The sequence below is a fragment of the Streptococcus pseudopneumoniae genome (assembly GCF_038148935.1).
In the GTDB taxonomy this organism is placed as follows: Bacteria; Bacillota; Bacilli; order Lactobacillales; family Streptococcaceae; genus Streptococcus; species Streptococcus pseudopneumoniae_U.
Genome location: NZ_JBBJZX010000089.1, coordinates 1 through 7,952, shown reverse-complemented (window position 1 = coordinate 7,952; position 7,952 = coordinate 1). Strand labels below are relative to the sequence as shown.

Here is a 7,952-nt window from a genome sequence, read left to right as displayed (position 1 = left end):
TCTTTGATTTTCATTGAGTATACGATGTGACAGCGTGAAAATCACAGGGAAAATAGGCGATAGAAGGATGGAGCGATGCTCCGACGATAATCGGTCTTTTTCCCATAGGTTTTAGTTGGAACTTGATTCAATTCATATGACAACGTGAACATCGTCAGAACAACTGATATAGAATATACATGGGAATGGGGCTTACTCCCATTCCCATATTTAATAGAAAAAGAGGAACTCAATGCTACATTATACAAAAGAAGACTTACTCGAATTGGGTGCAGAAATCACTACACGTGAAATCTACCAACAGCCTGATGTATGGAAAGAAGCTTTTGAATCTTATCAAGCAAAACGTGAAGAAATTGCAGCTTTTCTACAGGGGATTGCTGATAAACATGATTATATCAAGGTTATCTTGACAGGTGCTGGGACTTCTGCTTATGTGGGAGATACCTTGGTACCTTACTTTAAGGAAGTCTATGATGAACGCAAATGGAATTTCAATGCCATTGCGACAACAGATATCGTTGCCAATCCAGAAACCTATTTGAAAAAAGATGTGGCGACTGTCCTTGTATCCTTTGCTCGCAGTGGGAACTCGCCTGAAAGTGTGGCGACTGTTGATTTGGCCAAAGCCTTGGTAGATGAGCTTTATCAAGTGACGATTACTTGTGCAGCAGATGGTAAATTGGCTCGTCAAGCTCATGGAGATGACCGCAATCTCTTACTTTTGCAACCAGCTGCCTCTAATGACGCTGGATTTGCCATGACTTCTAGCTTTACGTCAATGATGTTGACAGCTCTCTTGGTCTTTGATCCTACAGAATTTGCTGTGAAAGCTGAACGTTTTGAAGTTGTATCTAGTCTTGCTCGTAAAGTTTTAGATAATGCAGAAGATGTCAAAGAGCTTGTTGACCTCGACTTTAATCGTGTCATCTATCTAGGCGCTGGTCCTTTCTTTGGACTTGCTCATGAAGCTCAGCTCAAGATTTTGGAATTAACAGCTGGCCAAGTGGCGACCATGTATGAAAGTCCAGTCGGCTTCCGTCACGGTCCAAAATCTCTTATCAACGAAAATACAGTTGTTTTGCTCTTTGGTACAACAACAGACTACACTCGCAAGTACGACTTGGACTTGGTTCGTGAAGTTGCTGGTGATCAGATTGCTCGCCGTGTTGTGCTTTTGAGTGATCAAGCCTTTGGTCTTGAAAATGTCAAAGAAGTTGCCCTTGGTTGTGGCGGTGTCTTGAATGATATTTACCGTGTCTTCCCTTACATCGTTTATGCCCAACTCTTTGCCCTATTGACTTCACTCAAGGTAGAAAATAAACCAGACACACCATCACCTACTGGTACAGTAAACCGTGTGGTACAAGGTGTTATCATCCACGAATATCAAAAGTAATACTGCGTTTATAGATTCTTGATAAAGGGGTTTGTAAATCATACAAGTAAACCATAGATTGTCAAGGTGCTTTCTATGGTTTGTTTGCTTGGGAGAAATAGTAAAAGGAGAACAGAATGAAAGCATATACAGAGCGTGTATTTGGAAATGTTGAGGGCAAGGATGTCTTGGCCTATCGTTTTGAGACGAACGGTGGCTACCAACTTGAGGTCATGACTTATGGTGCGACCATCCTGCGCTATGTCACACCTGACAAGGCTGGAAATTTTGCCAATGTTATTTTGGGTTTTGATGATTTTGATAGCTATGTAGGCAATAGTCCCAAGCATGGAGCTAGCGTAGGTCCTGTGGCGGGCCGTATTGCAGGTGCGACCTTTGAGCTCAATAGCAAGACCTATCATCTGGAAGTCAACAATGCTAGCAACTGTAACCACAGTGGTTCAACTGGTTGGGATTCCAGCTTGTTTGAACGAGTTGAAGTGAGCGACCATGGCTTGACCCTCTACACAGAGCGTACAGATGGGACAGGAGGATTTCCCGGCAATCTCAAAATCTGGATCAGCTATCACTTGGAAGAAACTGGTGCCTATGAAATCAGCTACAAGGTAACAACAGATCAGGATACGCTGGTCAATCCAACCAACCACAGCTATTTCAACTTGTCTGGTGATTTCACGCAGACCATTGACCGCCATGTCTTCCAACTAAACACAGAGGGCATTTATCCAATCGCTCCCGACGGTGTTCCAGCCAAAACTCCAGATGCCAATCGTGATGTGGTCAAACACATCTACAATGGTGCCTTGTTGAAGGATATCTTTGCAGAAGAAGATGAGCAAATCCAGCTGGTATCTGGTTTGGATCATCCATTTGCCCTTCCTGCAGGTCATGATAATGCTGGTTTCCTTTATGACCAAAACTCAGGTCGCTTCCTGCTCTTCAAGACAGAGGCTCCTTGCTTTGTAGTCTACACAGCAAACTTTGTGGATGAGAGTGTCATCATAAGAGGTCAGCCAATGGTACAGCACAATGGGATTGCCCTTGAAGCGCAAGCTTTACCAGATGCCATTCACAGTAACCTCAAAGACCAAGTCATTCTCAAAGCCGGTCAAATCTTTACAAGTAAGACACGTTATGAGCTTGTTGTGAAATAAAAGAATCATTGCGCCTACTTTTGGGATTTAGGAATAGGTAAGCAAAGACAAATAGTAGGAAAATATGATATAATTAGGTGTTAAAAAGTATTTATCAAGATACGATTCAAAAGATATAAGGAGTAAACAATGAAGAAAATTGTATTTGCTAGTGCCTTGGCTTTGACCTTGGCAGGAGCAGTTTTGACAAATGATGTTTTTGCCAATGACAGACTGGTTGCAACGCAATCTGCTGATGGTAATGTATTGACCTCAGAGGTGCTAAAACCTTCTAGTGGCAATGTTTTGGTTGGAATCAAGGGAGAATTTTTGCCTCCTCATCAACAATCTATTTTAGATGCTATCAATAAAATTCGTAAAGAAGCAGCCGACGAAGGTTTGGTAGATAAGTATGTTCCTGTCAAATGGTCAGTTGACCATGAGAAAACGGCTTTTGTACGCGCTGCTGAGGTATCTGTTGCGCTGAAGGCTGAACGTCTTTCAAGTAAAAACAACTGGACTGCCTTTCCATCTGGTAATAGCCTAAGTGGAGAAGCCCTAGATTTGAATCCTGATGGATTTCTAAAAGCAATTGAAAATTGGCATGCTGAAAAGGCGCAATATGTGGCGAAAAAGAAAGATAAAACATCAAAAGAATTTTCATCTTATTATGAGAACTTGATTAACCCTAAATTTACCCATGTGGGTCTTGCTGCTTTTAAAAATGCAGCTAGTCCTCAGAAGGCAGCAACGGTTGCTCTGGCTCTAGGAACTACGACTTCTTCAGAGGAATTGGCTGGTGGATATGGTTCTGCTGTTCAGTACACAGAAGTGACTGCTTCAAACCTTTCAACAGTTAAAAGTAAAGCTATAGTTGTAGAAACACCGCTGAAAGATTTCAGAAAATCTACGTCTGATCAGTCTGGCTGGGTGCAGTCTAATGGCAAGTGGTATTTTTATGAGTCTGGTGATGTGAAGACAGGCTGGTTGAAAACAGGTGGTCAATGGTACTACTTGAATGATCTAGGTGTTATGCAGACTGGATTTGTAGAAGTTGATGGATCGGTGTATTATCTAAGTAACTCAGGTGCTATGTTTACAGGCTGGGGAACAGATGGTAGCAGATGGTTCTACTTTGATGGCTCAGGAGCTATGAAAACAGGCTGGTACAAGGAAAATGGTACTTGGTATTACCTTGATGAAGAAGGGATCATGAAAACGGGTTGGTTTAAAGTAGGTCAACACTGGTACTATGCAAATGGTTCAGGCGCTTTGGCTGTTAACACAACAACACCAGATGGTTACCGTGTCAATGCTAATGGTGAATGGGTAAGCTAGGATGAACATGCCGACTGAGAGGTAAGTTATCCGTCTCACTAGCAACAAGAATGAACGATAAGAAAGAGGTTGATGGCGAACATTGACCTCTTTTTTGGAGTGTCTCGAGTCAGTTGCTACTTACTGAAAATAAGAACGAGTCATCATCCATCGCAAATATGCAAGACTATTCCTAATTCAGAAATCAACCTTTTGATATATGGTAATGTGAGTTTTATCTGCAATCGAAAAGCAAATACACACCTTGTCTTTGAAGTCAAGTGAGTATAAAAGAGAAACTCTAAGGGAGAGAATGTAAAGAAATACAAAAGTTTTCAAAACGATTTTCATAAAAACTTTGATAAAACAAATAAAATTCCGAACAAAAATGTAACAAAAATTTAATATAAAACACTTGACAAAGATTTGTGGGGGGGGGGGGTATACTTAATATAAGTATAGTCTAAAAATGATTATCAGAAAAGAGGTAAATTTAGATGAATAAGAAAAAAATGATTTTAACAAGTCTAGCCAGTGTCGCTATCTTAGGGGCTGGTTTTGTTGCGTCTCCGCCAGTAACTGTGAAAGCGGAGGTGGCATCTACAGCATCTGCTTCATCTACCGTAGAACAGGCAAAGAGCAAGGTTGCTGAGGCAGAAAAAAAGGTGGCCGAAGCTCAGAAAAATTACGATGAAGCTCAGAAAAAAGCCGAAGAAAAGGCAAATGCCGTTAGAAAAATAGATGAAGAACGGCAAATAATTAATGGAGAGCTGCAGAAAGCTTATCTTGAACTAAGACAAGCACAAGAAGAAAAAAATAAATATCCAAACCAACCGGAATACACTAAAAAATTTAATGAAGCGAATAAAAAAGTAGATGAAACAACAACAAAACAGAAAGCTAAGGATGAAGAATATACAAAAAAAATGTATGAGTCTATTCCTGAAGTCACCCCTCTGTTGAAAGAATTAAACACCGAAAAAGGCAACCTCGAAGTTGCCAAGCGACAACTTGAGGCGGCTGAAAAGGCTGAGAAAGAAGCCGAAGTAGCTGCTCAAAAAGAATTCTTATCTAATTTTGATAAAGCTTTAGAAACTACAGTTAAAGAATTAGAAGAAGATTTAAAAAATGCAAAAAATGATCCAGAATTAGAAAAACAAATTCAAGGGTTTATTGATGAATTAAAAAAACGAGCTGCAGATAAGAAGGCTGATTATGAAAAACGCTTCAAAGAAGGTCTAACTGCAGAAGCAGCTGAAAAAGAAATAGAAGAAAAAGCTAAAGAAGAGGAAGTTGCAGAAGAAAAAGAAGCTAAGGAAGAAGCAGCTGCCCAAAAAGAATTTTTAGCCAATTACGATAAAGCTTTAGAAGCTACAATTAAAGAGTTAGAAAAAGCTGATACGAAAAATGATCCAGAACTAGAAGCACAAAAACAAAAAACGATTGAAGCATTAAAGAAAGAAGCAGCTGAAACGAGAGCTAAAATTGTAGAAGGTTTCAAAAATGGATTAACTGCTGAAGATGCTGAAGAAGCAATAGATGAAGCTAATAAAAAAGCTGCAGAAGAAGATAAAGCTAAAGAAAAACCAGCTGAAGAGCCAACTCAACCAGAGAAAACAGATGATCAACAAGCTGAGGAAGACTATGCTCGTAAATCGGAAGAAGCATATAACCGCTTGACTCAGCAGCAACCGCCAAAAACTGAAACTCCAGCACAACCTTCTGTTCCTGCAAGACCATCTAATCCGACATATGTGCCTTCATACCCTTCATATGTTCCATCATACAGCTCATATTCTGTAGTAGAACCAGCTAAACCAGCCACTCCAAAAACAGGCTGGAAACAAGAAAACGGCATGTGGTACTTCTACAATACTGATGGTTCAATGGTGACAGGATGGCTACAAGACAACGGTTCATGGTATTACCTCAACGCTAATGGTGCTATGGTAACAGGTTGGCTACAAAACAATGGCTCATGGTACTACCTCAACAGCAATGGCGCTATGGCGACAGGATGGCTACAGTACAATGGTTCATGGTACTACCTAAACGCTAACGGCGCTATGGCAACAGGTTGGGCTAAAGTCAATGGCTCATGGTACTACCTAAATGTTAACGGTTCAATGGCAACAGGTTGGGTGAAAGATGGAGATACCTGGTACTATCTTGAAGCATCAGGTGCTATGAAAGCAAGCCAATGGTTCAAAGTATCAGACAAATGGTACTATGTCAATGCCTCAGGTGCCCTTGCAGTCAACACAACTGTAGATGGCTATAGAGTCAATGCCAATGGTGAATGGGTAAACTAAACCTAATATAACTAGTTAATACTGACTTCCTGTAAGAACTCTTTAAAGTATTCCCTACAAATACCATATCCTTTCAGTAGATACTATACCCTTGTAGGAAGTTTAGATTAAAAAATAACTCTGTAATCTCTAGCCGGATTTATGGTGTCAGAGACTACGGAGTTTTTTTGATTGGTAAAGAATGGTGGTACTCAATAGATTCTTAGTTTGCTATTTGATTTGAAAATTACAAATTCTTTCTCTTCTTGGCATTCTTAGTCAGGGAAACCTGGTAAGTATCTTGTTCTTTAGTGAGGTAATTGATGACTTGAAAATCATCGGTTTGAGCCTTGAAATCCACTTCGTAGACAGTGGTGACTTGTTCTCCATCATTGCTGGTATCAATGGAGATGAGGTCTAACTCGGTACAGAATTGTGATAGCCCAGATTGGATAGTTTGGAGTTGCTTTTCTTGGTTGGCAATTGTGATGGTTAATAGTCTGCGACGTTGGTGATTACTCTTGCTTTGTTGTTTCTCTAAAAGAAGCCATACTGCTAAGATAAAGACAGTGAAGAGAATCGCTAGAGCTAGATAGCCTGTCCCTGCTGCCAGCCCGATAATCATGGCAAGAAAGATAGCAATTAGTTCCCGTGAGCCACTGGTGGCTGAACGGAAACGAATGAGGCTAAAGGTTCCTGCAACAGCGATAGAGGTTCCTAGGCTGCCATTTACCAGAAAGATGACCAAGGTCATCAAGCAGGGGAGTAGGGTCAAACTAACAGCAAATTCCCGGGTATAGAGGGTACGGTGTTTGTAAGCCCAGGTCAGCGCCAAACCTAAAATCAGGCTGACCAAGAGAGCCAGAAAGAGTTGGATAGGATTGGCAGTAGCAGTTGTGTCGTTGAAAATAGAATTGAAAAGATTAGACATAAGTAGTACCTACACTTTCTATGCTTGGTCGTGGGCTATAGTCCAGCCCCTGAGACTTGTGGTAGGCGCAGCTGTATTTTGAAAATTTCTGCTCTACCAGTCCATATTGGTCGAGAATATCTTGTAGCCATTGGGGTTTTCTACCAGGTGCTTTTATTTCCATGATGACAATGTCCTCGTTTAGTAGAGGGAAACCGTCCTTTCCTGAAAATAAACTGACATTCTCATCACGATAGGTTAGATTTTGGTCAATGGTGACACGAATTTTATTGTAGGGAAATCCGCTAATTTCTTTCTTTTCCTTGAGAGAAAAGCGGTCGTAGTAGATATACATACGAGGGATGATGGCTTGCTGATATTCCTCTTGGAGTTGCTGGATTTTTTCAATCATCATTTGGTCCTTGATGCTGCTATCCAGCTGTCCTTTGGTCATAAATTGGGTGATAGACTGGGGAGTCGACAAGAGACGATATTTTCGCCCGACATCAGTCCTGTCCTTGGATTTGATTTCTAAAAATACCTGACTATCGGGCTGGACTTGACTGAGATAGGTTCGCATCCGAATCTTTTCTTTGCGCTTAGTACCTTGGCTATCATCCTGAATCATATCAAATTGCTCTGTATCAAAGTAGATGTTGGAAATGGTCGAAGTTGGATAATCATCCTCGACGAGGTATATTTTTAAGTCCTCTATTAAATTAGCCAAGTCAGCTTTGGCAACGACATATTTGGTTTCAATTCGTTTAAAGCTTGTTTCAATTGGTTTCATAAATCCTGTCTCCTTTATCAAACTGTTTCAGCACTCTATCTTATTAGAAGATATATGTGTCTGAGCAAGTTGATACTCTTCGAAAATCTTTTCAAATCACGTCAGCTTCACT

General features: G+C 40.6%; 5 protein-coding genes and 2 pseudogenes. 5 read left to right on the top strand and 2 right to left on the bottom strand.

The window, feature by feature from the left end; genetic code table 11:
- Positions 1-232: 232 nt before the first annotated feature.
- From WKI42_RS08670 to WKI42_RS11100, 5 genes and pseudogenes are all read left to right on the top strand, one after another.
- On the top strand, positions 233-1,399 hold the full coding sequence (locus WKI42_RS08670; protein ID WP_368081706.1) for an SIS domain-containing protein: 1,167 nt from the start codon (positions 233-235) through the stop codon (positions 1,397-1,399).
- Positions 1,400-1,515: 116 nt separating this feature from the next.
- Positions 1,516-2,553: an aldose epimerase family protein gene (locus WKI42_RS08665; protein WP_173213929.1), complete on the top strand. Its 1,038-nt coding sequence runs from the start codon at positions 1,516-1,518 to the stop codon at positions 2,551-2,553.
- Between the two features lie 129 nt (positions 2,554-2,682).
- Positions 2,683-3,627, top strand: a pseudogene (locus tag WKI42_RS08660) (CAP domain-containing protein); the annotation flags it as partial.
- A complete protein-coding gene (locus WKI42_RS11105; protein ID WP_440581620.1) occupies positions 3,625-3,870 on the top strand; it encodes a hypothetical protein in 246 nt (81 codons plus the stop codon). The pseudogene WKI42_RS08660 and the gene WKI42_RS11105, both read left to right, overlap by 3 nt.
- Positions 3,871-5,549: 1,679 nt before the next feature.
- A pseudogene (locus WKI42_RS11100) lies at positions 5,550-6,161 on the top strand (RICH domain-containing protein); the annotation flags it as partial.
- 226 nt (positions 6,162-6,387) lie between these two features.
- Here the strand turns inward: WKI42_RS11100 and WKI42_RS08650 are convergent.
- Both WKI42_RS08650 and WKI42_RS08645 read right to left on the bottom strand, forming a co-directional pair.
- Positions 6,388-7,071 (bottom strand): DUF4956 domain-containing protein, encoded by a 684-nt coding sequence (locus WKI42_RS08650; RefSeq protein WP_368081703.1) that lies wholly within the window; start codon positions 7,069-7,071, stop codon positions 6,388-6,390.
- Complete coding sequence (locus WKI42_RS08645) at positions 7,064-7,840, bottom strand: polyphosphate polymerase domain-containing protein (protein WP_368081702.1); 777 nt, start codon at positions 7,838-7,840, stop codon at positions 7,064-7,066. Before WKI42_RS08645 ends, WKI42_RS08650 begins: the two co-directional genes overlap by 8 nt.
- Positions 7,841-7,952: the final 112 nt, after the last annotated feature.